This is a genomic window from Ruminococcus sp. BSD2780120874_150323_B10 (assembly GCF_015553695.1).
Classification (GTDB): Bacteria; Bacillota; Clostridia; order Oscillospirales; family Acutalibacteraceae; genus Ruminococcoides; species Ruminococcoides intestinale_A.
This window is the reverse complement of record NZ_JADNHD010000002.1, coordinates 21,946-48,461: the sequence shown is the minus strand read 5'-3', so window position 1 is coordinate 48,461 and position 26,516 is coordinate 21,946. Positions and strand designations below refer to the sequence as shown.

27 protein-coding genes are annotated in these 26,516 nt (G+C 37.9%); 18 read left to right on the top strand and 9 right to left on the bottom strand.

Going from position 1 to position 26,516, the window contains the following annotated elements:
* Positions 1-16: 16 nt before the first annotated feature.
* A complete protein-coding gene (gene lysA, locus I2E21_RS01765; RefSeq protein ID WP_195410231.1) occupies positions 17-1,315 on the top strand; it encodes a diaminopimelate decarboxylase in 1,299 nt (432 codons plus the stop codon).
* A 191-nt stretch (positions 1,316-1,506) separates the two neighbouring features.
* On the opposite strand, the gene I2E21_RS01760 is transcribed toward lysA, so the two are convergent.
* Positions 1,507-1,716: a helix-turn-helix transcriptional regulator gene (locus tag I2E21_RS01760; RefSeq protein ID WP_022234942.1), complete on the bottom strand. Its 210-nt coding sequence runs from the start codon at positions 1,714-1,716 to the stop codon at positions 1,507-1,509.
* 344 nt (positions 1,717-2,060) lie between these two features.
* Here I2E21_RS01760 and gdhA point away from each other — a divergent pair, with 344 nt between their 5' ends.
* From gdhA to hxsA3, 9 genes are all read left to right on the top strand, one after another.
* Positions 2,061-3,392 carry an NADP-specific glutamate dehydrogenase gene (gene gdhA, locus I2E21_RS01755; protein WP_195410230.1) on the top strand — a complete coding sequence of 444 codons (1,332 nt, stop codon included), beginning with the start codon at positions 2,061-2,063 and terminating at the stop codon, positions 3,390-3,392.
* Between the two features lie 145 nt (positions 3,393-3,537).
* Positions 3,538-3,810, top strand: coding sequence for a hypothetical protein (locus I2E21_RS01750; protein ID WP_195410229.1), 273 nt, complete (start codon positions 3,538-3,540; stop codon positions 3,808-3,810).
* Between the two features lie 109 nt (positions 3,811-3,919).
* Positions 3,920-4,180 (top strand): site-specific integrase, encoded by a 261-nt coding sequence (locus I2E21_RS01745; RefSeq protein WP_195410228.1) that lies wholly within the window; start codon positions 3,920-3,922, stop codon positions 4,178-4,180.
* A 103-nt stretch (positions 4,181-4,283) separates the two neighbouring features.
* Positions 4,284-4,634 carry a His-Xaa-Ser system protein HxsD gene (gene hxsD, locus I2E21_RS01740; RefSeq protein ID WP_195410227.1) on the top strand — a complete coding sequence of 117 codons (351 nt, stop codon included), beginning with the start codon at positions 4,284-4,286 and terminating at the stop codon, positions 4,632-4,634.
* The gene (locus tag I2E21_RS01735) at positions 4,621-4,824 is read left to right on the top strand and encodes an HxsD-like protein (protein WP_195410226.1); all 204 of its coding nucleotides are present in this window, start codon (positions 4,621-4,623) and stop codon (positions 4,822-4,824) included. The genes hxsD and I2E21_RS01735 overlap by 14 nt, the downstream gene beginning before the upstream one ends.
* Positions 4,825-5,505: 681 nt before the next feature.
* Positions 5,506-5,850, top strand: a complete 345-nt coding sequence (locus I2E21_RS12180) for a hypothetical protein (RefSeq protein WP_243240572.1) — start codon at positions 5,506-5,508, stop codon at positions 5,848-5,850.
* Entirely contained in the window at positions 5,847-6,956 is a 1,110-nt protein-coding gene (gene hxsC / locus I2E21_RS01725) for a His-Xaa-Ser system radical SAM maturase HxsC (RefSeq protein ID WP_195410224.1), read from the top strand. Before I2E21_RS12180 ends, hxsC begins: the two co-directional genes overlap by 4 nt.
* Before the next feature lie 4 nt (positions 6,957-6,960).
* Complete coding sequence (gene hxsB / locus I2E21_RS01720; protein ID WP_195410223.1) at positions 6,961-8,340, top strand: His-Xaa-Ser system radical SAM maturase HxsB; 1,380 nt, start codon at positions 6,961-6,963, stop codon at positions 8,338-8,340.
* Positions 8,341-8,350: 10 nt separating this feature from the next.
* Positions 8,351-8,965 (top strand): His-Xaa-Ser repeat protein HxsA3, encoded by a 615-nt coding sequence (hxsA3, locus tag I2E21_RS01715; RefSeq protein ID WP_195410222.1) that lies wholly within the window; start codon positions 8,351-8,353, stop codon positions 8,963-8,965.
* Positions 8,966-9,123: 158 nt separating this feature from the next.
* Here hxsA3 and recQ read toward each other — a convergent pair whose 3' ends face one another.
* The gene (gene recQ / locus I2E21_RS01710; protein ID WP_195410221.1) at positions 9,124-10,935 is read right to left on the bottom strand and encodes a DNA helicase RecQ; all 1,812 of its coding nucleotides are present in this window, start codon (positions 10,933-10,935) and stop codon (positions 9,124-9,126) included.
* A 112-nt stretch (positions 10,936-11,047) separates the two neighbouring features.
* Here recQ and I2E21_RS01705 point away from each other — a divergent pair, with 112 nt between their 5' ends.
* From I2E21_RS01705 to I2E21_RS01690, 4 genes are all read left to right on the top strand, one after another.
* Positions 11,048-11,398 carry an arsenate reductase family protein gene (locus I2E21_RS01705; RefSeq protein WP_022234256.1) on the top strand — a complete coding sequence of 117 codons (351 nt, stop codon included), beginning with the start codon at positions 11,048-11,050 and terminating at the stop codon, positions 11,396-11,398.
* Positions 11,399-11,407: 9 nt separating this feature from the next.
* Positions 11,408-12,163, top strand: a complete 756-nt coding sequence (locus I2E21_RS01700; RefSeq protein ID WP_022234257.1) for an exodeoxyribonuclease III — start codon at positions 11,408-11,410, stop codon at positions 12,161-12,163.
* Positions 12,164-12,243: 80 nt separating this feature from the next.
* The gene (locus I2E21_RS01695; RefSeq protein ID WP_279310038.1) at positions 12,244-12,594 is read left to right on the top strand and encodes an NUDIX domain-containing protein; all 351 of its coding nucleotides are present in this window, start codon (positions 12,244-12,246) and stop codon (positions 12,592-12,594) included.
* Positions 12,595-12,771: 177 nt separating this feature from the next.
* Positions 12,772-13,977, top strand: a complete 1,206-nt coding sequence (locus tag I2E21_RS01690) for an ISL3 family transposase (RefSeq protein ID WP_195410219.1) — start codon at positions 12,772-12,774, stop codon at positions 13,975-13,977.
* A 91-nt stretch (positions 13,978-14,068) separates the two neighbouring features.
* Here I2E21_RS01690 and I2E21_RS01685 read toward each other — a convergent pair whose 3' ends face one another.
* The 3 genes from I2E21_RS01685 to I2E21_RS01675 all read right to left on the bottom strand — a co-directional run bounded on the left by I2E21_RS01685 (position 14,069) and on the right by I2E21_RS01675 (position 16,984).
* On the bottom strand, positions 14,069-14,440 hold the full coding sequence (locus I2E21_RS01685) for a RidA family protein (RefSeq protein ID WP_207735294.1): 372 nt from the start codon (positions 14,438-14,440) through the stop codon (positions 14,069-14,071).
* 18 nt (positions 14,441-14,458) lie between these two features.
* Positions 14,459-15,652, bottom strand: a complete 1,194-nt coding sequence (gene ilvA, locus I2E21_RS01680) for a threonine ammonia-lyase (RefSeq protein ID WP_186934770.1) — start codon at positions 15,650-15,652, stop codon at positions 14,459-14,461.
* A gap of 186 nt (positions 15,653-15,838) precedes the next feature.
* Positions 15,839-16,984: a lysylphosphatidylglycerol synthase transmembrane domain-containing protein gene (locus I2E21_RS01675; protein WP_195410218.1), complete on the bottom strand. Its 1,146-nt coding sequence runs from the start codon at positions 16,982-16,984 to the stop codon at positions 15,839-15,841.
* Between the two features lie 211 nt (positions 16,985-17,195).
* On the opposite strand from I2E21_RS01675, the gene I2E21_RS01670 reads away from it, so the two are divergent.
* Both I2E21_RS01670 and I2E21_RS01665 read left to right on the top strand, forming a co-directional pair.
* On the top strand, positions 17,196-17,633 hold the full coding sequence (locus I2E21_RS01670; protein ID WP_022234262.1) for a hypothetical protein: 438 nt from the start codon (positions 17,196-17,198) through the stop codon (positions 17,631-17,633).
* A gap of 14 nt (positions 17,634-17,647) precedes the next feature.
* Positions 17,648-18,052, top strand: coding sequence for a CBS domain-containing protein (locus tag I2E21_RS01665; RefSeq protein WP_022234263.1), 405 nt, complete (start codon positions 17,648-17,650; stop codon positions 18,050-18,052).
* Positions 18,053-18,251: 199 nt separating this feature from the next.
* Here the strand turns inward: I2E21_RS01665 and I2E21_RS01660 are convergent, their stop codons facing one another.
* From I2E21_RS01660 to fabF, 3 genes are read right to left on the bottom strand one after another with little or no spacing between them, the layout of a single operon-like run.
* On the bottom strand, positions 18,252-18,665 hold the full coding sequence (locus I2E21_RS01660; protein ID WP_195410217.1) for a thioesterase family protein: 414 nt from the start codon (positions 18,663-18,665) through the stop codon (positions 18,252-18,254).
* Positions 18,666-18,676: 11 nt separating this feature from the next.
* Positions 18,677-20,338 carry an AMP-binding protein gene (locus I2E21_RS01655; RefSeq protein ID WP_195410216.1) on the bottom strand — a complete coding sequence of 554 codons (1,662 nt, stop codon included), beginning with the start codon at positions 20,336-20,338 and terminating at the stop codon, positions 18,677-18,679.
* Between the two features lie 26 nt (positions 20,339-20,364).
* Positions 20,365-21,591 carry a beta-ketoacyl-ACP synthase II gene (gene fabF, locus I2E21_RS01650; protein WP_195410215.1) on the bottom strand — a complete coding sequence of 409 codons (1,227 nt, stop codon included), beginning with the start codon at positions 21,589-21,591 and terminating at the stop codon, positions 20,365-20,367.
* 539 nt (positions 21,592-22,130) lie between these two features.
* Between fabF and I2E21_RS01645 the strand changes: the two genes are divergently transcribed.
* Entirely contained in the window at positions 22,131-23,039 is a 909-nt protein-coding gene (locus tag I2E21_RS01645; protein WP_195410214.1) for a LysR family transcriptional regulator, read from the top strand.
* A gap of 168 nt (positions 23,040-23,207) precedes the next feature.
* Positions 23,208-24,419 (top strand): iron-containing alcohol dehydrogenase, encoded by a 1,212-nt coding sequence (locus tag I2E21_RS01640; RefSeq protein ID WP_195410213.1) that lies wholly within the window; start codon positions 23,208-23,210, stop codon positions 24,417-24,419.
* Positions 24,420-24,587: 168 nt separating this feature from the next.
* Here I2E21_RS01640 and I2E21_RS01635 read toward each other — a convergent pair whose 3' ends face one another.
* Entirely contained in the window at positions 24,588-26,498 is a 1,911-nt protein-coding gene (locus I2E21_RS01635; protein WP_195410212.1) for a ferrous iron transporter B, read from the bottom strand.
* Between the last annotated feature and the right edge of the window lie 18 nt (positions 26,499-26,516).

Sequence of the window (26,516 nt, the reverse complement as noted above, 5' to 3'; positions counted from 1 at the left end):
CAGGAGGTATGAGAGAATGTTTGTAAATGATTGCTTAAACATTAACGAAAAAGGACATCTTACAATCGGCGGTTGCGACACAGTTGAGCTTGCAAAGGAGTACGGCACTCCGCTTTATGTGCTTGACGAAAACACAATCAGAACAACCTGCCGTTCATATGTTAAGTCTTTCAAAAAGTTCTACAACGGCAACGGTATGCCGCTTTATGCCAGCAAGGCGCTTAGCTGTAAGGAGCTTTGCAGAATTGCAAACGAAGAGCATCTCGGACTTGATGTAGTATCGGGCGGCGAGATTTATACAGCACAGCAGGCAGGTTTTCCTATGGAGAAAACCCATTTTCACGGCAACAATAAAACAGCCGCTGAAATTGAATTTGCACTTAACGCAGGTGTCGGCACATTTGTAGTCGACAACCTTTACGAGCTTGAGCTTTTAAACGAAATTGCAGGCAAACTCGGTAAAAAGGCAAAGATTTCATTCAGAATCAAGCCTGGTGTTGACGCTCACACACATAACTTTATCAGAACAGGTCAGATTGACTCAAAGTTCGGCTTTGCACTTGAAACAGGCGAGGCTTTTGAGGCTGTTAAAAAGGCACTTGAATATGAAAATGTAAACCTTGCAGAACTTCACTGCCACATCGGTTCACAGATTTTTGATATTGACCCATTCGTTACAGCTGCAGAAATTATGATGGACTTCATCGGTAAAATCAAAGACGAGCTTGGTGTTACAATCAGCAACTTAAACCTCGGCGGCGGCTTTGGCATTATGTATGTAAACAGCGACGAGCCTGTTCCTTATGAGAATTATATGGAAAAAGTATCTGTTGCCGTAAAAGCAAAGGCTGCGGAACACAATGTGCCTGTACCTTACATCTTTATTGAGCCGGGCCGTTCAATCGTCGGTGAGGCAGGTATCACGCTTTACACCGTCGGCGGTATCAAAGAAATCCCTGACATCAGAACCTATGTATCTGTTGACGGCGGTATGACCGACAACATCAGATATGCGCTTTATCAGTCTGATTACACAGTAGTAAACGCAAGCCACGCAGACAAAGAGGCTACACAGACAGTTACCGTTGCAGGTAAGTGCTGTGAAAGCGGCGACCTTGTACAGGAACACACACAGGTAGCTCCTGTTACAGTAGGCGATACACTTGCTGTTCTTTCAACAGGTGCATATAACTACTCAATGGCATCTAACTACAACAGAATCCCTCGTCCTGCTATTGTTATGGTAAACAACGGCAAGTCAAGAGTTGTTGTTAAGAGAGAAAGCTACGAAGATATCGTAAGAAACGATATTTGATAAAAAATTAAAGGTCACTTTTGAGAAATCGGAAGTGACCTTTTTTATTGTGCAACGAACCGTCGACAATAGTCGGCGGTAATTTTTTGCCTTAAAAGGGGATAGGCTATTCCTTGAAATTTCAAAATAAAATTATCATTTTAAAATCCAAACAATGAGTTAATTCTTAATCTATAAAATTTACATAACCGTTATTTATTGAATTTATCAAGACCGAGAATGTAATCACTAGACACTCTGTAAATCATACAAAGTGAAATCAAATGCTTTATAGGCAACTCACGCTTTCCGCTTTCATATTTGCTGTACTGTTCCTGCCTTGTATGTAGCAGAAAAGCAATCTCAGCTTGAGTATATCCGTTTGCGATTCTTAATTCCCTTAATCTTTTAGTGTAGTCCATAAAATCACCGCATTTCAAAATATTACTATTTGTATTATATCATTGTTTATGTGCGTTTGCAACTAAAACAAGTGTTAAAAATTCAACTGACGAACTATACAAAACGGTAAGTTGGTGTTAAAAACTTATTTCAAAGCAACTCGAGCACAAGCAACTTTCATAACTTAGGTAAAATATTTTTATTTTCGACAAAATAATAGCTAAATATTAACAAGTTTATAAACTTTATTTAAAAAACTTGCAAAACGGTTAAAAAAGTAGTATTATAAGTATGTCGAAAGCCACAAACAATATTTAATTGTGGTAATGATAAATTGTTTTGAATTAATAAGGAGGAACATACAATGTCGTATGTAAGTGAACAGCTCGAAAAGCTTAAAGCAAAAAATCCAAATGAACCTGAGTTTATTCAGGCAGCTACAGAAGTTTTAACATCACTTGAGCCTGTATTTGAGGCTAATCCTAAGTATCAGGAGAACGCAATTCTCGAAAGAATCACAGAGCCTGAGCGTGTTATTATGTTTAGAGTTCCTTGGGTTGACGATAACGGCAAGGTACAGGTAAACCGTGGTTTCCGTGTACAGTTCAACAGCGCTATCGGACCTTACAAGGGCGGTTTAAGATTACATCCGTCTGTAAACCTTGGTGTAATTAAGTTCCTCGGTTTTGAGCAGATTTTCAAGAACTCATTAACAGGTCTTCCTATCGGCGGCGGTAAGGGCGGCTCTGACTTTGACCCTAAGGGCAAGAGCGACAACGAAGTTATGGCTTTCTGCCAGAGCTTTATGACAGAGCTTTGCAAGCACATCGGTGCTGACACAGACGTTCCTGCAGGCGACATCGGTACAGGCGCTCGTGAGATCGGTTATATGTTCGGTCAGTATAAGAGAATCAGAAATGTATACGAGGGCGTTCTTACAGGTAAGGGCCTCAACTGGGGCGGTTCTTTAGCAAGAACAGAGGCTACAGGTTACGGTCTTCTTTACCTCACAGAGGAAATGCTCAAGTGCAACGGTAAAGACATCAACGGTGCTACAGTTTGTATTTCAGGTGCAGGTAATGTTGCTATTTACGCTACACAGAAAGCTACAGAGCTTGGTGCTAAGGTAGTTACACTTTCTGATTCAACAGGTTGGGTTTACGATGCAGAGGGTATCGACCTTGACGCTGTTAAGGAAATCAAGGAAGTTAAGAGAGGCAGACTTTCAGAGTACAAGAACTACCGTCCAAATGCAGAGTACCATGAGGGTAAATTCGATTGGTCAGTTAAGTGTGATGTTGCTCTTCCATGTGCTACACAGAACGAGCTTAACGCTGACGATGCTAAGAGACTTATCGCTAACGGTTGCTATGCAGTAGCAGAGGGCGCTAATATGCCTACAACTCTTGAGGCTACAAAGCTCATCCAGGAGGCAGGTTTACTCTTCGCTCCGGGTAAGGCAGCTAACGCAGGCGGTGTTGCTACTTCTGCTCTTGAGATGTCACAGAACTCACAGCGTCTTTCATGGACATTTGATGAAGTTGACGCTAAGCTCAAGAACATTATGGTTAATATTTTCCACAACATTGACAATGCTGCTAAGAAGTACGGCTATGAGGGCAACTATGTAGTAGGTGCTAACATCGCAGGCTTTGAGAAGGTTGCAGATTCAATGATTGCTCAGGGCGTTTGCTAATTAAATCCTTTAATAAATTCAAAATCCTGTCTGATTTTTCAGGCAGGATTTTTTATATGTTTATTTTGCTTTTATTGTAAGGCTCTTTATTTCATATGCTAATAATTCTGTTTTTACTGTGCAAAATACTTTTGAGGTGATTTTAATGGCTAAAAAAGGAATGCACAGAGCAGATAACATTTACGATAAAAATAAAAACAGAGCAGAGATTGTACCCGAATTGCAGGGCGGAGCTAAACTTAGCAACGAAAAAGCCAATCCGATTATTGCAGGCACACAGCCGCCGTCACAAAAAGTGTATCACAGTAAACCGCACAGCGAAAGACCTATTTCAAATTTTTATTCTTATATAGACAACGACTTAGCAAGAGATAATCTTGAAAACGATATTCCAAGCGCAGATTTGCAGGATTTGTAATCAGAAACGGCATACCATTTCAATGTTAAATTACAGAAATGGTATGCCGTTAATTTATATTCGTGTTTTTCGTATAAAATATTATTAATACTTAACGGAGGTAAACACGATGAAAGAAAGAGTTTTAACAGATGATAAAATATCATCATTCGCCATATATCTTAAAAACGAAGAAAAAAGTAAAAATACAATAGAAAAATATATTCGTGATGTAAAACTTTTTTTCGCTTATGTGAAAAGTGTTGAAATCACAAAAGAAAAAGTTATTGCCTATAAAAACAAACTGATATGCGATAACTACGCCATACGCAGTGTTAATTCAATGCTTGCGTCAATTAACAGCTTATTTGTCAAAATTAAGACTTTTTAGCAAAATGTATAAAATAATATGTGACAAATTAGAACTATTTATAATTGAGTAAATCTTAAAAATATGATAGAATAATGCAGAAGATAAGTAAAGAAGGTATTTTATGTTATTAAAATATAACCGAAATTTATATTGTAAAGAGGCTTTATTAAAAGCTGCATTTAATTTTACTGACAAGGCATATATACATCTTAGTCAAACAGAAAATGAATATATCGTTGATTTTGTCATAAAAGAGGGAAATACTGTATCAGAACAAGAATTTGACAACGAAATGATCTTTCAAACAATGCGACATAAGGTGTATTTGGAAACCGCAGACATCAGAAAAATTATGGTGGCACGAGCTATGGCATCTACAATAATCAATGATGAGGAACCTAAGAAGCAAACAATTGATTTTAACGCTGATGAAATACTTACAGATTGGTTTGAAAACAATGAAAATAATTGAATTTGATTTGAATTTATATGATCAAAAGTGTATTGAAAAATCCATTGAAGATTTTTCTGATATTGCAGAAATTATTCTTGAAAAATACGACAACAAAATAATTTGCAGAGTGTTAAACTCAAAATTGGACATAAATTTAACTGTCTGTGAATTTTCCAACTACATTATTGATCTAATGAATGTGATATAAATGAACATTTTAACCGTATTAAAAGTTGTTTTGATTATTATTTTATGTATAGGCTCATCTTATACTGATATAAAATTCGGATATGTAAAGAATCTTTATTTGTTGCCGTTTCCTTTGTTTGGAACTGTCTTGCTTGTTTTGCAGTATATGTTTTTCGGAGTTGAAACACTACTTGATTCTGTAATTAGTATTTTAACTTCTCTAATAATATCTGTTATCTTATACATTGCACACATTTGGGCGGCAGGTGATTGCAAGCTTTTGATTGCACTTTCACTTTTAGCACCGGTAGAATTATACTCTAAATTTAATTTTCTGAATTTTTCTATAATTTTTGTAATTGCGTTTGCGTTTGCATTCAGTTACATATTCCTTATTTTTGATTCTATATATTGCGGTATTAAACAGAAAAAAATCGCTGATAAAGCTAAAATTAAATCCGGTATGAAGTCGTTCATGTTAAACTACATATCGTCCGTTTGTTGCATAATAGCAATTGACAACATATTTTTATACTTTTTCTCTGAGTTCTTTATGCATTACATATTTGTGCTGTTAGCAATAAATATATCTTTTGTTATTTTGCTGAATTCATTTAAGCGTCTTGATAAAAGGATAATTCTGCCAATAGCATTGATTTTGGCAGTTATATTTATATGCCTAAGGCAATCGTTTGGAATTATGTATATTGTTAATTTCGGACTTGTATTTATAGTTATGCTTATGAAACTTTTTATCAGCGAGTACAATTATGAATACATTAATACCTCTGATGTTAAGGCAGGTATGATTATTTCCACTGAAACTTCAATGTTGTTTTTGAATTCAAGAGTAAAAGGGCTGCCTGATATATCAAACGAAAACATAAGTGATAGATTATCTGAAAGTGAATGTGAAAGTATTCGCCGATGGGAAAAGTCAAGTTATGGAAGCAAAACAGTTAAAATAGTGCGAAAGATACCGTTTGCTATATTTATTTCACTTGGAATAGTAACCTATATCATTGTGGGAGTAATGCTAAATTGATTATAAGAATTAAAGATTATGATGAAAAACCAAGAATATTTTCATTTGCTAAGAGTGAGAGCGTAAAAGACTATTTATTGGGAAAAGACTTGAGTACGGGACTCTTGGGCAATAGAAGTATTATCATATACCCTGAAAACATTACTCTCAATTTGTCAGAAGAAGAAACGCAAAGATTTAGTTCGTGTACCGATTATGATATTTTTCAGGTTGACAGCCGAGGTAATGCCTATAAATACTTTAATAATGCTTCACTTGATAATGCAATTCTTGTTACAAACAGATGTAATTCAAATTGCGTTATGTGTCCGACTGCTGAGTCTATACGAAAAAACGGCGAGAATTATTACGGTGATGAACTTATAAATATAGCAAAATATTTTCCGGACGATGTGTGTCACATAACAATTACAGGCGGAGAACCGTTTTTGATAGGCAAAAGTATTTTCGATTTGCTTTATTTTCTTAGAGAAAATTTGCCGAATACTTCGTATTTGTTACTCACAAATGGTAGAATCTTCAGCAATAAAGAGTACCTTAATTTATTTAAGCAAACTTGTCCTCGCACTCTCAAATTAGGAATACCTATTCATGGGTATAACAGCGAAACTCACGATTGTATTACTCAGGCTAAAGGAAGTTTTATTCAAACATTCAACGGTTTGTTGAATTTGTTGTCTATCGGAGCAAAAATAGAACTGCGTATAGTTGTAAGCAAACTAAATGCAAATTTCATAACCAACATAGCTAAACTCATTACCGAAAACTTCTTAGGCGTTGGGTGTGTAAATTTTATAGGACTTGAAATGACAGGCAATGCTGCAAAGAATAAAAACAGAGTATGGATAAGCTATCCGGATTCTTTTAGAGCCTCAAAGGAAGCAATTGATTTGCTGATTGGCGCAGGCATTGATGTGGGATTGTATAATTTCCCTCTTTGCGCTGTTGATAAGAAGTACAGAAGTCTTTGCGAAAAAAGCATTAGTGATTATAAAATCAGGTATGTAGAACAATGTGAAAAATGCTATCAAAAAGATGCATGCGGCGGAATGTTTGCGGGCACTGTAAGACATTCAAAGGATGATATCATACCGTTAGGAAAATAAAAATATGATTAATTATTTTAATTTTAAAAAATTTAATAATAAATATCTTATTACAAATGATTTAGGACGATATTTGTTTGCGGATAAAAAAGAACTTTTTTCTCTAATAAATAATCAAGTAGATATGAATTCAGATTTTGGAAAATCAGCAGAGAAAAATATGTTTTGTTACAATGGTTCTCCTAGAGGATTTGCCGAAAAAGTAAAACCGTATTTTCGTGACAGTAAAAATTATCTTTTCTCGTCAACCGGATTGCACATTTTTGTTGTTACTAAAAGTTGTAATTTAAAATGTGTATATTGTCAAACTCAAAACGGTAACGAAATACCTAACGGATTTATGACAGAAGAGATTGCAGAAAGAGCCGTGGATATAGCTTTGACTTCACCAAATGATAACCTTTCGTTTGAATTTCAGGGTGGGGAACCTCTTGCTAATTTTTCTGTTATTCAACATATCGTGGAATATACGGAGTTAAATAAAAGATCAAAAAATATTACATATAACATCGTGACAAACCTCACGCTTATAACTCAGGACATTGTTGATTTTATTAAAAAATATAATGTAGGCATATCAACTTCAATTGACGGCAATGAACTTGTGCATAATATGAACAGGCGTTATCGCAACGGCAAAGGTTCGTATTCTGATGTGAAACACTCTATTGAACTATTGAAAGTTAATGGTGTAAGGTTTGGTGCAATTCAAACTACAACTTCCAACAGTCTGCCGTTTTATAAAGAAATAATTGACGAGTATATTTCAATGGGCTTAAAAAGCATTTTTATCCGACCGCTTACTCCTCTTGGTTGTGCAAATAAAGATTGGAATTTTGTCGGATATTCTGCCGAAAAATTCATAGAATTTTACAACAAAGCTTTTGATTATATTTTGCAACTCAATATGAATGGAACAGAAATTAGCGAAGGTCACGCTACAATTTTTTTATCTAAGATTCTGCATGGCTATCCCGTGAATTATATGGAGCTGCGTTCTCCATGTGGAGCAGGTATTGGCCAAATTGCTTATTATTTCGACGGTAATGTCTATACTTGCGATGAGGGAAGAATGCTTGCTGAAATGGGAGATGATTCCTTTAAACTCGGTAATGTGTATAACAATACATATGATGAACTTATAAATTGCAATAATTGTAAAGCCGCTTGTATTTCAAGCGTACTTGAATCACTCCCAACCTGTCACGATTGCGTTTACAGCCCCTATTGCGGAACTTGTCCTGTAACAAATTTGGCATTAAATAAAAATATATTTAACAAAGAACCGAATTCTTACAGATGTAAAACATATAGAGGAATTCTTGATAAGATTTTCTCTGCACTCCAAAATGAAAAAGAGAAATCAATAATAGAGAAATGGTAGGTTTAAATTTATGGAAAATGATATGTTTCCAAGGGTTAAGAAAGAGATAATCAATTTTATCAATGATGAAGAAGGTAATATAACAAGAAACAAGATACTTGCAGTTGGTTCAATGGTGATTTTGTTGAGCATAATTGCAGGGATAAATGCTCAAGCCGCACATTCTTCTCACAGTTCACATTCTTCGCATTCATCAACTTCTTATCATCGTTCTCATGTGTCACATACATCTGCTAAAAGCCATTCGTCACATGATTCGCACAGTAGTCACAGTTCACATTCGAATGTTGCTACTGAGCATAATTCTCATGCTTCACATGCCTCACATTCGAACATAGCAACTGAACATAGTTCTCATGCATCACACAGTAATGTAGTAACCGATCCTCCGACTACACACAAAGTGACTGTTCCGCCAACTACTAAGCCGTTACCTACAACCGCTCCTACAACTGTACCTGACACAAGAATTGAAAACAGCACAGTTGTTCAAGCAACTACCGAAGCTGTTAAAAGTACTGCCAATTCAGGAAATTCAGTTGCAGCCGCTGGGGTCGGAGCTGTAGCGGGTGCCACCGCAACAGGTGCAGTTGCATATGCAATTCATAAACATAAAAAGGAATAATATTCTTAGAAAAATACTTGTAAGTCAATATACATTATATATAATATTAATACACAGTTTTAAAGTGACCTCCAAAAGTCAGACCAAAAATCTAACAATTTGGAGGTCGGATTTTATCATTAAACATAAACACGGCACACCTAATGGTATGCCGTATTTTAAAACTTTTCTTCCTTATATTCCTTAATAATCTGGATAAATTCTTTTGCGTATTTTTCCTGCTTTTTAATACCGACACCGGATATTCTTAAGAAATCATTTTCGTTTGTCGGAAGTTTTGCGCACATATCACGCAAAGATGCGTCGCTGAATATAACATACGGAGGAACGCTGGCTTTATCCGCAAGATATTTTCTGATCTCCTTAAGTTTGTCAAACAACACCTTATCGACCTCTGTATGCTGAATTTCTCTGTGCAGCTCCTCTTTAACGGCGAGGCGCATTGTAAGGCTTTTTTGCCCTTTCAAAATCGGATATGATTTTTGTGTTACCTTTAAAACAGGGTATTTGTCCTCGGTTTGAGTTATATACTCTTCGTCAATAAGCCTTGTTATAAGCTCGTTTATAACCGTTCTGCGCTTGTCACTCATTATGCCATATGTAGACTGATTATTTAACCTGTATTTGTAAATATTCTCGCTTTTTGAGCCTGCAAGCACGGCGGATATTGTAGACGTGCCGAACCGCTGCCCTGTTCGTATAATGCAAGAAAGAATCTTCTGCGAATCTACCGTTACATCAGTAAGCCTGTATTCTTTAAGACAAGCCGAGCAGTTTTTGCACTCGTTTGTGTGATACTCACCAAAGTAGTTTAGAATATAATTTCTAAGGCAGGTGGTAGATGTACAGTAACCTACCATTTTATTAAGTTTATAGTAATCATTTTTCTTGATTTTCTCACGCTGTTCTTCGGTAAGTTCGGCATTCTCGTCATTATTTTCAATAAAAAATTTTTGTGTATGAACATCACCGGGGCTGTACAGCAAAACGCAATCGGAGTTTTCGCCGTCACGACCTGCTCTGCCTGCCTCCTGATAGTAGTTTTCAAGATTTTTCGGCATATTATAATGCACCACAAAGCGCACATCGGGCTTATCAATTCCCATTCCGAAAGCATTGGTTGCAACAATCAGATTGCATCTGTCATTAATGAAATCGTCCTGATTTTTGCTTCGTATTTCATTGCTCAATCCTGCGTGATAAATCAGAGATTCATAGCCGTTTTCATTGAGAAAATCGCTGACTTTTTCTACATTTTTACGGGTAGCACAGTAAATTATTCCGCTCTGATTTTTGTGTTCGCTCACAATGGCGAGTAATTCTTTTTGCTTGTTTTGCGGACGCTTTACGGCGAAGAACAAATTTTTTCTGTCAAAACCCGTTGTTATTTCAAAAGGATTTTTAAGACCGAGCAGATTTAGAATATCCCTTTTTACAGCGTCGGTAGCCGTTGCCGTAAATGCGGAAACGACCGGTCTGTCATCAAGTTTAGAAATAAAATCGGATATTTTCAAATAGCTTGTGCGAAAGTCGTGACCCCATTGCGATACACAGTGTGCCTCATCAACCGCAATCAGAGAAATTTTTATACTGTTGCAAAGATTAAGAAAAGCGGGCGCTTCAAGCCTTTCGGGCGCAACATAAATCAGTTTGTATTCGCCTCGCATAGCGTTATAAATTGCTTTCGACTGTTGGGTGGAAGTAAGCGTGCTGTTAATGTATGCCGCTCTGATTCCGTTTTGATTAAGCGAAGTAACCTGGTCTTTCATCAACGAAATAAGCGGAGAAATCACAATTGCAATTCCGTCCGACATAAGTGCCGGAATCTGATAGCAAATCGACTTTCCGCCGCCCGTAGGCATAATACAAAGCGCATCTCTGCCGCTTGAAATATTATCTATTATATTTTCCTGACCGTCACGAAACGAATCGTGGCCGAAGTATTGTTTTAGAAGTTCAAACTTATCCATAATAAATATTATATATAAAATCAAAATTATTTTCAAGCAAAGAGCCGAAAATGTTGATTATTAGCCGAAAATATTTTATACTATAGTTGTATTTTTTATTTGGAGTGATATTATGTTATTTTTAGAATATCCGAAATGTTCGACCTGCAAAAAGGCTAAGAATTTCTTAGACAGCAAAGGTGCCGATTACGAGGACAGACACATTGTTGAAAATAATCCGACAGCCGAGGAATTAAAGCAATGGCACGAAATGAGCGGACTTGACATTAAAAAGTTTTTCAACACAAGCGGTATGCTTTATAAGTCAATGAATTTAAAGGACAAGCTGCCGCAAATGTCGCTTGAAGAAAAATATCAACTGCTTGCAACCGACGGAATGTTAGTAAAACGCCCCATTCTCATTAACGGTGATAAGGTACTTACAGGATTTAAAGAGGCAGAATGGGAAGAAATAATAGGATAAGGAGCAATTATGAAGAAATTTATATCTTGGAATGTAAACGGTTTAAGAGCCTGCGTAACAAAGGGCTTTCTTGACTTTTTTAATGAAGTAAATGCAGATGTATTTTGCTTGCAGGAAACAAAATTGCAGGCAGGACAGATCGACTTGCAGCTTGACGGCTATCATATGTATTGGAACTACGCCGAAAAAAAGGGATACTCGGGCACTGCGCTTTTCACAAAAGAAGAGCCGATAAGCGTAACCTACGGACTTGGAATTGAAGAACACGATAAAGAGGGCAGAGTGATAACCGCCGAATTTGAGGACTATTACTTTGTGACCTGCTATACGCCAAATTCCAAAAACGAGTTATTAAGACTTGATTACAGAATGGTTTGGGAGGACGCTTTCAGAGAATATCTGAAAAATCTTGAAAAAACAAAACCCGTAATCGTATGCGGCGACCTCAATGTTGCGCATAATGAAATTGACCTTAAAAATCCTAAGACAAATCGCAAAAATGCAGGCTTTACAGATGAGGAAAGAGGTAAAATGACTGCGCTTTTAGACAGCGGATTTACCGATACTTTCCGCTATTTTTATCCCGACAGAGAGGGAATATACTCATGGTGGTCATACAGATTTAAAGCGAGAGAAAAGAATGCAGGCTGGCGTATTGACTATTTTCTCACATCAAAAGCCCTTGATTCAAGACTTGTCAGCGCCGATATTCACACCGAAGTTTTCGGCAGCGACCATTGCCCTGTTGAACTTGTGATTGAATAAATTAATCAGCCTATGAAATGCGAAAAATCTTGCGGAGCTGTTGTATTTACAAAAGAAAACAACGAATATAAATTTTTAATTTGCAGCAGCTTCAAGGCTTTCATGGATTTCCAAAAGGGCATATGGAAGCAGATGAAACAGAAGAACAAACCGCCTTACGAGAAATATTTGAAGAAGTCGGTGTAAAAGCAAATCTTATTGATGGCTTTAGGGTAGTCGACGAGCATATAATTCCGAGCAAAGTCGATACAGTAAAGCAAATAGTTTATTTTCTTGCTGAATATAAAAATCAGAATGTAAAATTTCAAAAGTCTGAATTATCAGCCGTTAAACTTTTAGCGTTTGATGAGGCTTACAATACTTTTGAATATGAAAGCTCAAAAAGAATACTGTCTGCGGCTTATGATCATTTATCTAAAGCAGTTTACTAAGCAAAAAACCTGCACTCTATAATTAAAGTGCAGGTTTTTGTTTTGAAAAATCGGCTCTATAATAAATGTTGGGGTAACAAATAGATCCTACAAAAATAATTTTAAAAAAAGTAGAGCATATTTGTCTAAAATCCGTTAAAATGGAATTGACTAGAAACCAGAAACGGAGGAACAAATATGCTCTACAAATATTTTACCGAAAAACTCTTAGGATTGCAAGACATTTTAATTGAAAACATTGAAGAAATTGATGGCACTATCCATATTTACTGCAAACTTGAACGAAAAATGCACAAATGTCCTGCCTGTGGAAATCACACCGATAAAATTCACGATTATCGAGAACAGGTAATTAAGGATATTCCTGCATTCGGTAAATTTGTTTTTATTCATCTCAAGAAGCGTAGATACCGTTGCTCTTGCGGCAAGCGTTTCTACGAAAAGAACACATTTCTTCCTCGCTTTCACAGAATGACAAATAGGTTGGTTGCTTATGTTATCAACAAATTACGGAGTGAAACCTCGTTCACGAGCATAGCCAAAGAGGTCAATTTGTCAATACCTACGGTTATCAGAATATTTGATTTTATTTCTTACTCACTTAAAAAACTTCCTACAGCAATTTCCATTGATGAATTTAAAGGCAATGCCGGCAAAGAAAAATATCAATGTATTCTTACTGATCCCGTCAACAAAACTGTCTTAGATATTTTGCCGACAAGGACAGAATATTATTTGACTGAATATTTCAGAAATTTTGAAAAGTCCGAAAGAGAAAAAATTAAATATTTTGTCAGCGATATGTGGAAACCGTTTGCAAATATCGGCTCGGTATGGTTTGGGAATGCAGAACAAATTGTTGATAAATACCACTGGATACGCCAAATTTTCTGGGCTTTTGAGAGTGTCAGAAAAGAAGAGCAAAAGAAATTCAGTAAATCTTATCGCAAATATTTTAAAAATTCAAGAAAACTACTTCTTAAAAGATTTGATGAATTGACCGATGAACAAAAACAACAAGTTAATGTTATGCTGTATGCCTCGCCTAATTTGTGTACGGCTCATTTTTACAAAGAGGACTTTTTGAAAATCCTCGATTGCAAAGACAGAAAATCAGCTAAAAAATCTATGTCTGACTGGATTAACTCGGCATATGACTGCGGTATTCCTCAGCTCGTTAAGTGTGCCAAAACAATGCAAAATTGGTTGAAAGGAATATTGAATTCATTTTCTGCGTCAATCACTAACGGCTTTATTGAAGGTTGCAACAACAAAATCAAAGTTCTCAAAAGAAATGCTTACGGCTACAGAAATTTCAAGCGTTTCCGTAACCGTATTTTACATATGTTTTCTCACCAAATGCAAAAACAAGCGATAGCTTGATTTACTATCGCTTGTTCATTTCAATTCTTCTTTTTCGGGTTTACCCCAACTATTGACATAGAGCCGAAAAATCAACAGATTTTATACAGAATTAAACTTCGGCGATTACTTCAACTTCAACGAGTACATCCTTAGGGAGCTGTTTTACAGCTACGCAGGAACGGGCAGGCTTTTCCGTGAAATACTTGCCATATACAGCGTTGAATGCGGCAAAATCGTTCATATCCTTTAAGAAACAAACTGTCTTTACAGCCTTTTCAAGTGAACTGCCGGAAGCCTCGAGAACATTCTTAAGGTTTGTGCAAACCTGTTCTGTCTGAGCCTCGATTGTAGTAGCCTCAACATTGCCGCTTGCAGGGTTAATTGCAATCTGACCTGATGTGAATACAAGACCGTTTACTACAACTGCCTGTGAATATGGGCCGATAGCATCGGGAGCATTTTTTGTATAGATTTTTTCCATAATAAATTCCTCCATATATTATACAAGCTTAAAGCCTGCGTTAATAAGTGCGTCTGTAATTTCTTTTACATGGTCAAAGTTTCTTGTTTCAAGTACAATTCTTAGGTAACAGCCGTTAATATCAGTACCCTCGCTTGCACGCTCGTGGTGGATAGAAATAACATTTCCGCCCTTGTCAGCGATAATATCGGCTACCTGCTTGAGCTGACCCGGTTTATCCTGAAGTTCAATGCAAAGTGTCTGTGATCTGCCCGATCTTAAAAGACCACGCTTAATTACTCTTGAAAGGATAGTAACATCAATGTTGCCGCCCGAAATTACGCAAACAACTTTTTTGCCCTTTACAGGAAGTTTGTTGAACATTACAGCTGCGAGAGGTGCAGCGCCTGCGCCCTCGGCAATCATCTTCTGTGATTCAATAAGTTTTAAAATAGCAGATGAAATTTCATCATCGGTTACGGTTACAATGTCATCGACATACTTCTGAACATACTTAAATGTGTGCTCACCCGGTTCTTTAACCTGAATACCGTCAGCAACAGTTGATACCTTGTCAAGATGAACAGGCTTACCTTGTTTGATTGACTCGTACATTGACGGAGCACCCTCTGCCTGAACACCGTAAACCTTGATGTTAGGGTTAAGGCTCTTGATTGCGCAAGCAACACCCGAGATAAGTCCACCGCCGCCGATAGCACAAACTACAGCGTCTGCGTCAGGCAATTCTTCAAGAATTTCAATACCGATTGTACCCTGACCGGCAATTACATTTTCATCGTCAAACGGATGAATAAAAGTATAGTTATGTTCGTCACGAAGCTCACAAGCCTTATTGTAGGCATCATCATACACACCCGGTACCATACAAACCTCTGCGCCGTAGCCCTTTGTAGCCTCAACCTTAGAGATCGGAGCGCCGTCAGGCAAGCAGATAAGTGATTTAATACCGTATTTTGTTGCGGCAAGCGCAACACCTTGAGCGTGATTACCTGCCGAGCAAGCAATAACGCCACGCTTCTTTTCTTCTTCTGTGAGCTGAGAAATCTTATATCCCGAGCCTCTTACCTTAAACGAACCTGTAATCTGCAAATTTTCAGGCTTAAGGTAAACTTCGCAATCATCGCTGATAGCGGTTGCCTTAACAAGCGGGGTAGGGATAACTACATCTTTAAGTACATAAGATGCGTGATAGATTTTATCAAGTGTAACCATATAAATCTCCTCTTTCACTCTTATTACTTTATAATTATAAATCAGAATTGAACCAAAAACAAGTTTTTTTGCAATATTCTTCAAAAAATATTGCATATTTCTGCCGCAATTATTGATTTGATTTACATAAAAGAAAGTTCGGCACATTATCATTGCTTTTTAATGTGCCGAACAGTAAAATTATGCTTATTCTGTTTTTATTTTTTCAAGTTCGTTTTCGTCGGAAAGTTCATTTTCCTTAATGGCGTCATCAATTCTTTTGCCCTTTGTAAGGTAAGAGAACGGAGCGGAAATTAATATTGCGCCATAATATGTAATAAATCTCCACAACAGGATTGCAGGCTTAATTTTGTTTGCAAGTCCCACAACAAAGAACGGGCCAAAGTACATTGTAAACGCAAGCTCTGCGCCGCCGGATGCGCCCGGCAGAGGCACAAGGTTTGAAGTAAAGAGTACAAACGACTGAATACAAATTGTATCAAGAAAATTAAGCGGAACCTGACCGTGCTCAACGGCAATGCTGTGCATATCAAAAGAAAGATATACAAAATACGGAACAGAGAGGATAGCAATTACTTGCAGTGCAACGAGAGCATAAAGCAACATCATACGCTTTTTATTTTCATAAAGCAGTTTGTTGCCTGTATGGAAAAGCTCAACCTGCTCTTTAAGCGATTTCACTTTTTTATCCGGATTTTTGATAAATTTGAATTTATGTAAAATTTTATCTATAAACTTAATAATTTTACCTGTAATTTTCGGACTGAACGATACAACCAAAAACAAAACGGTAACAACTGTTTGGGTCAAAAAGCCGAGTACGATAAACAGGGTAGACCATATATTGGTAAAAGCCGCTTTAAAATAATCAAACTTTATTATAATGGCAAGTACGCTGAATACTCCCGTAACAATCTGATAATAAACAAATTTTTGCGTCATACACGCCGAGCCGAACCCGACTCCGACTTTCATTTTTGAAAGAAGATACAACTGCATAGGTTGTCCGCCTGTGTTGGACGGAGTGACAGCACCGAAAAAAACACCGACCAGCGCAACTTTGAGAGCGTCAATAAATCTGAAATCGGGATATTGTATTCTAATAAGTATCTGCGTTACAATACTGTCTATAACTATATTCATATCAAATGCGACTATGCCTGCAATTATCCATCCCCATATAAAACCGTCGGGTGAAGAAAGCAAGTCAATCATTCCGTTTTCGGAAACGCAGAAAAAGGCTATAAGATAAAAGGTAATGCCAAGAACTATTATATTAAAAATAAGCTTTCCGCTTATTCTAAAGCGTTTTCGCTTTTTCTCGGTGCTCAAGAAATCCCCTCCAAAATTTTCTATTCACAAAAATGTGTACTTTAATATAATACAATCTTTTTTCTGAAAAATCAATTTACAATTCTGTCACTTATGCACTTTTGTTGTAAAAAATATATATTTTGCGCTAATTTGTAGAATAAAGCACTTGAGAATTATCAAAAACTGTGATAGAATTAATAAAAACAGATAATATATTTAGGATGATTTAATGCAATTTTTTAATTTTTACGGAATACCCGTTATTGCGGCTTTATTTATAATTTGGATGATTTTCAGATGTATTGACAAAAAGTACAAGCCGCCGAAAGACACGGTAAACAGAGGATTAAAAGCATTTGAACAAATCGGCGGTTTTGCGGTAATCTTCTGTATGGTATGCGGATTCGGAATACAGGGTAAAGGATTTTTGTCGGAAACAATGCGCAACTTTTGGATTGTTTCAACGGTATTTTTAATTTTACTGCACATTGTAAGTTGTATAATGTTTTATCGCAGCAGAAACCACACACTGCATATGATGACGGCAATTTTTCCGAGTATAATTTTTATTCTTACAGGCTTGCTTGAGCAAGACCCGCCGCTTTTGTTGTTTGCAATTATATTTGCAATAGGCAAAATATATATGACCGCCAAATCTGAAAGTTAATTCGGTGAAATAAAATGAACATTGTAATGCTATTAAAACCAAAAGAAACAGTGGCTTATATTTATGAAGACAGCACCATAAGACAGGCACTTGAAAAAATGAAAGCGCACAGCTACACCGCAGTACCTGTTATTGACGAATACGGCAAGTATGTCGGCACAGTCAGTGAGGGCGACTTTTTATGGTACATAGTCGAAAAGCAAACGCAGGGTATGAAATCGCAGGAAAAGTATTTTGTGCGTGACCTTATCCGCACCGACTTCAACCCGTCTGTAAAAATAAGCGTTGATATGAAAGAACTTTACGAGAGAGCCTTGAATCAGAACTTTATCCCTGTCACAGATGATTCGGGAGTATTCATAGGCATTGTAACCCGTAAAGATTTAATCAGCCACTTTGTTGACAAAAGTAAATTATAAAGTCAAATCCAACTTAAAATCCATACTGAACAACAAACCCTCTGTAAGTTTTTGCTTACAGAGGGTTGCTTATTTTATCGGTTCTGTTTTATGTCGGTACTTTAATGAATTGTGTTTTGGCAAATTTTTATAATTACTTGACAAAGCATTGCGCTAAGCAACAATTCACCAAAAATTCAACAAACCTTTAATAAAGAACTTATATTAAATTTTGCAATGTTTCGTACAAGTTTGCGTCAGCTTTTTTAATAGGCATAGGTTTGTTTGAGCGGTTTACACAGCAATGCGTGGTTCTGCCTGTTGTTGCGAGAATGTCGGTATCAGCAAATCTGATTTCGTATTCAAATTCCATCTTTGCTGCCGACATCTTAGTAAGTTTTGTTGTGATGTAAACCTTATCGTCAAATTTCAACGGCACAATGTACTTTGCGTATGCGTCAACAACGGCAATAGAAACACCTTTATCCTCAAGTGCTCTTACATCGCAGCCGATTTGCTCCATAAAGTCACATCGTGCTTCCTCAAAGAACCTGATATAATTTGAATGATGGACTATGCTCATCATATCGGTTTCATAGTAATTGATTCTTCTTGAATATGGTTTTATCTGCAAAAAATCACCCTTTATTTTTTAATAAGCAAACCGTTTTTCAAATCTTCTTTAGCCTGCTGTCTTATTTTGAAGTGCTGCTTTTTACCTGTCGCCGTATGTGGCAATTCTGTCACAAAGCGGTAATATCTCGGAGCCTGATACTTTGAAATATCAGGGGAATTTGCGCAAAATTCAAAAAGCTCCTTGGCAGTAAGGCTTTCGTCCTGCGGAATAACATAGGCTGCAACGCTTTCGCCACGAACACTGTCAGGCACACCCGTTACTATACATTCCGAAACTTTAGGGTGCTTATTGATAGCCTCTTCGATTCTTGCAGGGTAGATATTTTCGCCCTTGCTGATAATCATATCATCTTTTCTGCCCGAAATTGTGATAAATTGATTTTCGTCCCAAGTGCCTACATCGCCTGTGTACATCCAGCCGTCGGCAAATTTATCCTTTGTAGCTTTTTCGTTGCCTACATAGCAATAGGTTGTCTTACCGGGGCACTTAATAATTATTTCGCCCTCTGTCTTGCCGTCACAAGGAACAGTATCATCTGGATTTGCTTTTCCCTCATCGTAAACGTTTACGATTCTTACCTCATCATCAGTACATGAACGACCTGCAGAACCTGCCATTTCAGGTAAATCGTACGGGCGTAAAAATGTATTCCAAAATGTTTCTGTTGTGCCGTAGCCGTTAAAAATATTAGGTGTAAGCACATTCTGAAAACGAATACAAGCCTCTTTTTCAAGCGGACTGCCCATAGTTATTATACCCTTTAAAGAAGAAATATTCTTAGGGTGCTTTTCCTGTCGGCTTGCAAGCAGAGTGAGAATTGACGGTACACCTGTTATAAAAGTAATCTTATTGCTCTCTACATATTCAAGGCAGGTCTTAGGGTTAAAATTACGCATAATTACAATACATCCGCCTACATACAAAGTAGGGGTAGGACCGCCCGAATGTAAACCGCCACGGTGGAACCACGGCGTCATATTCATTGTAATGTCGGTAGGGTTGAGCGGGAAATGCATAATTACATCGTGTGCCGAAAGCACTTCGTTTACATTGTTGAGCGGAACACCCTTTGGTGTGCCTGTTGTGCCCGAAGTCTGCAAACGAACAACCTCATCATATATATGCGGCTCAAAATCTACAGGCGGATTTTCTTCGGAGGCATTTTTTATATAGTCCTCAAAAAGAATATGTCCCTGCGGAAGTTCAATTTCTTTACCGGAGTTGTTTACGGCGATAATTACCTTTGGAGTATGAGAAGTGATTTCAAGAGCCTTTACAACGGTATCAAGGATTTCTGTGTCATACATATATACAGTAGGTTTGTTGTGACCGATGATTTCCGCCGTTTCGCCCGGAGAAAGATTAAAGTTTGCGGGATTACCGATAGCGCCGAGTTTTTGCGGTGATATATATCCAAGCAAAAATTGTGTAGAGTTAAAAAGCTGCATAAATACAACATCGCCCTTTTTAACACCGTCTGCTTTCATAGCATTTGCAAACTTATTTGCAGCTGTGTTTAATTCTGTATATGTCCACTTTATGTTATGGGCAGGGTCAATAACAGCTGTTCTCTTGCCAAAACGGCGAACATTTCTCATAAAGCCGTTAAGCCATGTAAATTCGCTTTCAAATGTTTTTACAAACATATCTGTATCATAAGTAAACTGCATAAATTTCTCCTTTATATCGTTAGGGATTATCCCTTGTATCTGCCTACAATAATACTTGAATTCTGTCCGCCGAAGCCAAATGCGTTCGACATAGCATAATCTATTTCGGCTTTCTTTGCTGTGTTAGCGACAAAGTCTATTCCGCTGCACTCGGGGTCAACTTCATTTAAGTTGATTGTCGGCGGAATTACTCCTGTTTCAATAGCCTTTACGCAGGTAATAACCTCTGTGATGCCGCCTGCGCCCATCATATGACCTGTTGCGCCCTTTGTTGAGCTTACATACGGAAGTTTGTCACCAAATACATTTTTAATAGACGCTGTTTCAACTGTATCGCCCTTATTTGTAGCTGTGCCGTGAGCGTTTACATAACCTATTTGTGATGCGTCGATATTTGCCTGTGCAATAGCCTGTTTCATACAAGCAATAGCGCCTCTTCCTTCCGGATGCGGAGCTGTTACATGGTAAGCGTCATCTGTGTTGCCGCAGCCGAGAACTTCGCCGTAAATCTTTGCGCCTCTTGCAAGCGCGTGCTCCTCGGTTTCGAGAACAAGCGCACCGCCGCCCTCTCCGATTACAAAACCGTCACGGGTAACATCAAAAGGTCTGCTTGCGGTAGCGGGGGAGTCGTTTCTGCGTGAAAGTGCCTTTGCGTTTGCAAGCGAATAAATTACGAGTGGGCAGAGAACCGACTCCGCACCGACAGCGAGCATTACATCGGCTTTGCCTGTCTGCATACACATACAAGCTGTGTTGATTGCATCACCGCCCGATGAACAAGCTGTGCTTACGGTAAGGCTCGGACCTTGAATATTGTGGTCGATTGCGATATTTGCAGCGGCAATGTTGCCGAGAATTTTAGGAATAAATCTCGGTCCTACCTTTTTATGTGCAGCACCCGAAAGTGCGTCTTGAGTGAACGCAATTGTAGCAATGCCGTTCATAGCTGTACCCATTACAATACCTGTGCGTTCAGGTTCAATTTCAAGGTTGCTCTGCTTTAAAGCCTCCTCTGCAGCAATATATGCATACTGCATAAACGGATCCGTTTTTCTGATTAAGTCTTTCGGCATATAATCTGACGGGTTAAAATTCTTTACTTCGCCCGCAATCTGAACCGCAAGTTCAGATGCGTCAAAACTTTTGATTGTGTCTATACCGGACGCGCCTGCTGTGATATTTTCCCAGTAATTATCTACACCTATGCCGATAGGTGTAACTGCGCCCATACCTGTAATAACTATTTTTTTCATAACTGCTCCTTGCCGCATAATTATTTAAAGTATTTGATTATTATTTGATTTTTGCATACTATTATGCTATACTCAAATTATAACAGAAAGGAAAGAATTGGTCAACTAAAGTTTTAATGTAATTATTTATCAATTTTGACTTATTTATTCACTTCCTGCATAACAAGATACAATTAGCGAAAGGAAAGTTAATTTATGTGGGATAAACCGGTTAAAATGCTTTTCACTTCCGGATTTATTCCTGCATTATTATCTTAAAACAATTATTACTGTAATATATAATTTCTGCGGATTCCGCTTTTCTTTTGCGTGAAAAGAAAAGCTCCAAAAGAAAGCACGCTTAAGAGAACAGGGCTTTCGAGGCCCTTTTCCCTTAAGAATCCTTTTTCCCCACACGACCAAAGGTCAGCGCCCTTTGGAATCTTCTGACTTTTTATTTATAGTTAGTTTTTATTAATATTTTGTTTTTCAAAAAATATTATTGACTTTTTATAATTCAATTGCTATTTATCTTATATCATAGAAAGGAAACTTTATTTATGGACATAAATCAGTTAAAGTGCTTTATCTCTGTGGCACGCACTCTGAATTTTTCGGAGGCGGCAAGGCGCAACTATGTTTCGCAATCCACCGTCAGCCGATATATTATTGACCTTGAAAAAGAATTTGGGGTACAACTTTTTATACGCTCGCACCGTGATGTTATCCTTACAAACGAGGGCAAGACTTTGTTGCCGTACGCAATAGAAATTGTAGAAACCTTGAACAAAGCCACATCTATAATAAAGCAGATGCATGACGGTGGAAAGGGAAGAATTACGGTTGCGTGCGACCAAACCTCTTTTTCGTTTCCGACAAAATGCATAAAAGAATTTCGCAATCGTTATCCCGATATTACGGTTGATGTAAAAGAACTTGACGGTTCGGAAAACGGCAATGTACTCGGCGGCGATTATGACTTTTGCTTTATGCCGAGGGATATGCTCCCCGAAAGCTCATCTGTCGAGTCTATAGTAACCCACAGCGAACAGCTTTATGTAATTGCGGACAAAACAAATACTGCGGCAAAGCAGAAAAATATTTCTATGGCTGACCTTGCAAACGAAAAACTTGTACTTCTTTCTGAAAATGTTTCTCCCATACTGTATATGGAGGTTATGGATTTATACCGCACTTTTCATATTTCACCCAAAATCACAAATACATTTGACGATGTAAAAAGTATGTATATGGCAGTGGCGGCTGGTATGGGAATTTCTATTGTTCCGAGTTCACTGCTTAATTTTTCATCGGACAAAAGCTGTTCAAGCATACCGCTAAGCGATGCTGACACAAGCATTTCTTATGTTATGGCGTGGAGTAAATCCGCTACCAATCCCGTTGCAAAGCATTTTCTTGAGCTCGTAAAAGAGTACGCAAACGATGTTGATAACATTTACGGGTTATAATGTGACTGTTCTGTGATTATATATAATAATATTTGTGATGTAATAAAAACTTTTCTATATTTTCACATAAATTTTACTTAAAAACCCTTTACTTTGGAAATAAAAGGTGTTATAATATCCTTAGTCAATAAAAAAGTGACTAATATTTCCTATTAGGGGGTCATAATAATGTACAGATTCACATTACCAAGAGATCTTTATCACGGAAAAGATGCTCTTTCAAGTTTAAAAACACTCGAAGGCAAAAAAGCAATTGTAGTAGTAGGCGGCGGCTCAATGAAGCGTAACGGTTTCCTTGACAAGGCTGTTGATTATTTAAAAGAAGCAGGAATGGAAGTTAAACTCTTTGAGGGTGTTGAGCCTGACCCATCTGTTGATACAGTTATGAAGGGCGCAGCCGTTATGAGAGAGTTTGAGCCTGACTGGATTGTAGCAATGGGCGGCGGCTCACCGATTGATGCGGCAAAGGCTATGTGGGCATTCTATGAGTATCCTGAAATCACATTTGAGGATCTTATCACACCGTTCAGCTTCCCTAAATTAAGACAGAAAGCAAAATTCTGTGCTATTCCGTCAACTTCCGGTACAGCTACAGAGGTTACGGCTTTCTCTGTAATTACCGACTACGACAAGGGTATCAAGTATCCGCTTGCCGACTTCAACATTACTCCTGATGTAGCTATTGTTGACCCGTCACTTGCTGAAACTATGCCTAAAAAGCTTACAGCACATACAGGTATGGATGCTATGACACACGCAATTGAGGCATATGTATCTACTCTTAACTGTGATTATACAGATGCTCTTGCACTTCACGCAATTAAGATGATTCACAACGACCTTAAAAAGTCATATGACGGCGATATGGACGCTCGTGATGCTATGCACAATGCACAGTGCCTTGCAGGTATGGCATTTTCAAACGCTCTTCTCGGTATTGTTCACTCAATGGCTCATAAGACAGGTGCTGCATTCTCGGGCGGTCACATTATTCACGGCTGTGCAAATGCTATGTACCTTCCAAAGGTAATTAAATATAATTCCAAAGATGCTACAGCAGCCGAGCGTTATGCTCAGATTGCAAAGTTCATTGACCTTAAGGGCGACACAACAGAAGAACTTGTTGATGCACTTATTGCAGAGCTCCGCTCAATGAATGATCAGCTTGATATTCCGCAGGCTATCAAGAACTACGGCCCGGGCGGCGTAAAGGCTGATGTAAGCATTATTGACGAAAAAGAGTTTATGGATAAGCTTCCCGAAACAGCTAAGAATGCTATCGCAGACGCTTGCACAGGCTCTAACCCTCGTCAGCCAAGCCAGGAAGAAATGGAAAAACTCCTTAAGGCTTGCTACTATGACCTCGAAATTGATTTCTGATTAATTTCCGATTAATTAAGCAATAAATTTTTTCATTACAATCTCCTTTTCTTTATACTTAATCTATGAATTCTAATTATAATATTGTTTTCATTTGATAACCTCAAAGCCTGCCCTTGCATAATGTAAGGGCAGGCTTTCTGTTTGGATTTTTTAAATTAAGTTGATTTACATAATATGAGAAATCAGATAGCAAAGCGCTATGCCAATCATTGTCGGCATAACTATCGAAAACATCGTCCAGCCCATACTACCCGTTTCTTTTTTGATTGTAAGGCAGGTTGTGGAGCAAGGGAAGTGGAAGATGCACATTACTATTGTACAGATTGCCGTTGTAAGCGTCCAGCCGTTTTGCGTAAGCAATGCAAAAAGTTCCTCATAACTTGCAAAATCAGTCAGCGTACCCGTGGAAAGGTACGACATAATTATTATCGGTATGACGGTTTCATTAGCGGGAAAGCCGAGTACAAAAGCCATTATAATTACTCCGTCAAGACCTATGGCTCTGCCGAACGGGTCAAAAAAATCCGTACAATACGAAAGCAGTGAGCTGTCTGCAATATAGATATTTGCAAGCAGCCATATCAGCGCTCCTGCCGGAATTGCTACTATAACCGCTCTGCCAAGTACAAACAAGGTACGGTCTAAAAACGAGCTGACTATAGTTTTTAGAATTCTCGGCTTGCGGTACGGCGGAAGTTCAAGCGCAAAAGCCGAACGCTCGCCGCTTAACAGCGTTACAGACAATATTTTAGACACAAACATTGTCATCATAACCGCAAAAAGTATCAGTAAAACAAGGATTAACGCCACGCTTATTGAACTTGCAAACACGCAGGCACTGCCCGAAAAGAATATTGTAATCAGCGCAATAAGCATCGGAAATCTTCCGTTGCAGGGCATAAAATTATTTGTAACTGTCGCAATCAGTCTTTCTTTAGGTGATTCTATTATGCGACAGCCCGTAACTCCGCAGGCATTACAGCCGATTCCCATTGCCATAGTCAGACCCTGCTTGCCGTGCGCACCGCATTTTGAAAAGAATTTGTCAAGATTAAACGCTATCCTCGGTAAATAGCCAAAGTCCTCTATCAGGGCAAACAGCGGAAAAAATATCGCCATTGGCGGCAGCATTACCGCAACCACCCAACTGAGTGTAGTGTATATTCCGTTTATAAAAAAGCCTTTTATAAAATCCGGTGCATAAAAAAAATCAAATACATATACCAAACCGACTTTTATATATTCAAACAGTTCGCTCAAAAGACGGCTCGGATAATTTGCGCCTACCGCAGTTATCCAGAAAAGCAAACCAAGCAAAAGTATCATAATAGGTATTCCCGTAATTTTAGAAGTAAGTATTTTATCAAGCTTTTTGGTTTTTTCGCTTATGTTTTCACCGCATTTTTTTATACATCGACTGCATATTTCCTTTGACCGAGCGGCAAGAAATTCAGTGTTTTCTTTGTGCTTTTCCTTATTAAAAATATCTATTCCGTCATACAGCCTTGTAACACGAAAGCATTTTGTTTTTTCGGTGCATACATCGTAAATTTTCTCTCGGATTTTTTCAATATCGCTTTTCTTTGTCGCATTGGTGCTTATAACAGGTATGCCGAGATTAAGCGATAGCTCATCTTCATCAATAACAAAACCGTTTTTACAACATTCGTCGCTAAGATTGAGGCACAGCACTGCTTTTTTCGTTACCGAAAGAACCTGTAGGGTAAACGAAAGATTCCGCTCAAGCACGCTTGAATCAATTACAATAACCGTGCAGTCAATGTCATCTCTGACAAGAAACTGCCGTGAAACTTCTTCTTCGGGTGAAAAAGAAATCATAGAATATGTGCCGGGTAAATCGACGACGGAAAAACTTTTGTCTTTGATTTTTGTGCACCCTTTGGCATACTCAACGGTTTTGCCCGTCCAATTGCCCGTGTGCTGTTTCATACCTGTAAGAGCATTGAAAATCGTGCTTTTTCCGACATTAGGATTGCCGGCAAGTACCACATTGTAGTCTGCATTGTCGCAAATTTTTCCGTTTGCCTCTGTTTTACGGCTGTTTCTTGTCAGCAAATAAAAACCTCCCAACTT